The sequence below is a fragment of the Armatimonas sp. genome (genome assembly GCF_031410135.1).
Lineage (GTDB): Bacteria > Armatimonadota > Armatimonadia > Armatimonadales > Armatimonadaceae > Armatimonas.
Window position 1 is genome coordinate 1 of sequence record NZ_JANNYP010000841.1, and the last position, 2,943, is coordinate 2,943.

Annotated in this window: 3 protein-coding genes and 1 pseudogene; all 4 read left to right on the forward strand. The window is 56.9% G+C overall.

Annotated features, from left to right (window positions below):
* Positions 1-150: 150 nt before the first annotated feature.
* Positions 151-663 (forward strand): annotated as a pseudogene (locus RMO15_RS30420) (chondroitinase-B domain-containing protein); the annotation flags it as partial.
* A 4-nt stretch (positions 664-667) separates the two neighbouring features.
* Positions 668-1,519: a phytanoyl-CoA dioxygenase family protein gene (locus RMO15_RS30425; RefSeq protein ID WP_309722098.1), complete on the forward strand. Its 852-nt coding sequence runs from the start codon at positions 668-670 to the stop codon at positions 1,517-1,519.
* Positions 1,520-1,555: 36 nt separating this feature from the next.
* A complete protein-coding gene (locus RMO15_RS30430) occupies positions 1,556-2,437 on the forward strand; it encodes a hypothetical protein (RefSeq protein WP_309722101.1) in 882 nt (293 codons plus the stop codon).
* A gap of 94 nt (positions 2,438-2,531) precedes the next feature.
* On the forward strand, positions 2,532-2,822 hold the full coding sequence (locus RMO15_RS30435) for a putative quinol monooxygenase (RefSeq protein WP_309722106.1): 291 nt from the start codon (positions 2,532-2,534) through the stop codon (positions 2,820-2,822).
* Positions 2,823-2,943: the final 121 nt, after the last annotated feature.

Consider the following 2,943-nt stretch of genomic DNA (forward strand, 5'->3'; position numbering starts at 1 on the left):
TGCTTGAAGCATGAACGTGCCCCCATTTGCCTGTTCCGCCTCGGCTTGGACGCACTCCAAAATTGGATGACCTCTTTGTGCAGAACTGTCAAAGAGTGTCAGCGCGAGAAGGCACTACAATTTTTGTCCTGTACTTAGGAGAATCTCTATCGGAACAACACTTTCTTAGAGTGCGCTGGAACTCTGACCCTACGGCATGGGAACCGTTGCAAGGTGAGCGGCAATGTCTTTCTAGGCAATCAGAAGCCGCAGACCGGCGGCATCCGGGTGATCGGCGAGGATCATGAGGTGTTCGACAACTACCTGGAGGGGCTGACGGGCACCGGCTTCTACGGGACGCTCTGTTTCATGAACGGCATTCCTAGCTCGCCCCTCAATGGCTACTGGCAAGTCAAGCGGGCACGGCTGACCGGAAACACCGTTGTGGACTGCGCCCGTGGGGTAGTGATCGGCCAGATCGGAGCCAATGGCACCGCGACCCTACCGCCGCTGGACTGCCTTGTGGAGAGCAACACGTTCTGGAAGCTCCGTGGCCCCCAGCGCGATGATCTAACACCGCCGCTCAACCTGCGTTGGATCAAGAACGAGGAGCGCGAGCCAAGGCGCAAGAAAGGGCTTTCTCGCACCCAGGTCGGCCCGGACTGGCGTGACCTGCTACAATAGCCGCATGGAATCCGCAAAGCCGCAGGCCCTTGCCTACGTCCCCGACCCCGACGACCTCACTACCATTGAGCGTGATCTCAAATTTCACCCTGCAACGACGCAAGAGCCAAAAGCACTCTCGCTCTCGCAGCTCGCGCACTACAACCAGCACGGCTACATCCGCCCCGTCCCGATCTTCACCGACGACGAGATCTCCGCGCTCCGTGTCCGCTTCGACGAAGTCTTAACCCAGACTCTCGCCTCTGGCGGAAGTAGTTACTCGATTGCCACGGCCCACCGAAAACACGCCTTCGTCTACGATATTCTCAAGCACCCTAAGATTATCGCGGCAGTCTGTGATATTCTCGGCCCCGATGTGATCGGCTGGGGGGCACACTTTTTCTGCAAGATGCCCTTTGACGGCAAGAAAGTGGACTGGCACCAAGATGCCGTGTTCTGGCCACTGACCCCGAGCAAGACCGTCACCGTCTGGCTGGCCATAGACGACGCCGACCCCGAGAACGCCAACATGCGCTTTATCCCCGGCTCGCACCTGCACGGCCCCGTGATGCACCTGCCCTCCAGCGCTGCCGAGGACAACGTGCTCAACCTAAAAATCGAAAACGCTGAGCAATTCGGCGATGCCCCCGTGGACGATAGCTTGCGTGCGGGCGAAGCCTCCCTCCACTCCGACCTGCTACTCCACGGCTCTGAGCCGAATAACTCCGACCGCCGCCGCTGCGGCCTCACCCTCCGCTACTGCGCCGCCGAGGTCAAGGCCCATTTGGGCTGGGATGACAAAGGCATTCTGGTGGCAGGCGAAGATCGCGCAGGCAACTGGAAAAACGCCCCGAGACCGTGGGAAGCGGGCGGGTAAACCGGTCCACTGTTGCGGCAAGCAGGCTGAAGCACTATGGAAATACAGCATCCCAATTGCCATTTTCGCGTTCAGGAGACTGCGCTGGCGGTTGCAAATCACCCTCAGGAGCCGATTTTATACGCGTATCGAAAGGATGGTTTTTTCGCCGCCTATAGCCTGCCAGAAGGAGAGATTCTTTGGGAGACGTTCTTCAAACCCGAGTTGCGTATTCATAGTTTCTTGATAGATCAGGAGGCAGGCAGAGTTTATTTTTCGGGTGTGGGAGAGTGCGGCGGCATCTATGGAAACCTTACTCTTATGGGGGACGCGCTGAACTACAACGAGCGTGGTACGGAGCCTATCCTGTGCTTTTTATGGAAAAATGAGTGCCATTACTCTCAGGGAGAGTTTGTTTTTGATCACCAGTGGAACTTACTCTATACACTGCCTGGGTTTGAGGTGCAGGCTTGTAACGCCTACCAAACTGGTGCCCTCTATCTCAATGGCACGCTGAAAAACCGGGGCTGTGTGGCACAAATCGAATCGGGCAAAATCGCCAACTACTTTCTGAAACGCTCCTCAGTGGTTACAGCATCCCAAGAGCTAACGGAGGGGCGACTGGCGCTCTCCGGGTTACGGAGAAACGGCGGCTATCTCCAGATTCTATGTCTTGCTACCGGCGAAGCTCTCTACGAGTATCAGCACGACGCCACCTCCGCATTCTCGTTCTATCAGCACACTAACCTTCTTCTTGTACCTACAGCCTATGCTGTCCTTTGTGTCTCCCTAGAAAGCTACACCCTCACGAAATTGCTGGAGTTACCCAAAGAGTACGGGATCCGTTGTGGCTACCACTCGGGCTTTATGAGCGATGAATACCTCGTCCTCCCTACAACTGACAAAGACGTCTGTCTCTGGAAACTCACTGATCTATAGGCCCATTCATGGGTCTTGCCGCAACAGCGGGCCGCTTTAGCCGCCCGTTTCTCGCCCGTCCCCAAAATGCCATCCGTCAGGTAAAATGGGCGGCATGGTGATCATTGAAGTAACCTCGACCGTGCACCCCGACAAGCGCGATACGGCTCTGGAGGCCATGCGCGTGATGGGAGTCGAGACCCGCAAAGAGCCGGGCTGCCTGCACTACCGTTTTTATCAGGACATCGAAGACCCCAACACGTTCTTTGTCTACGAGCGCTGGACCGACGGCGCGGCACTGGATGCCCACATGAAGACACCGCACATGGACGCGTTTCGTAAAGTGGTGCCGCCTTCCGTGGTCGGCCAGCCGATCTTTGCACGCTATGATCTGGAGGATAAATAACCTATGAACCGACGAAATCTACTCACGGGCGCACTGACGCTCACCGCATCGGCTGCCCTGGCGCAGCAACAAGAAAAGGGCAATGCTTTCGACCGCTACAGCCCTGGCGCGGCGGTGATCC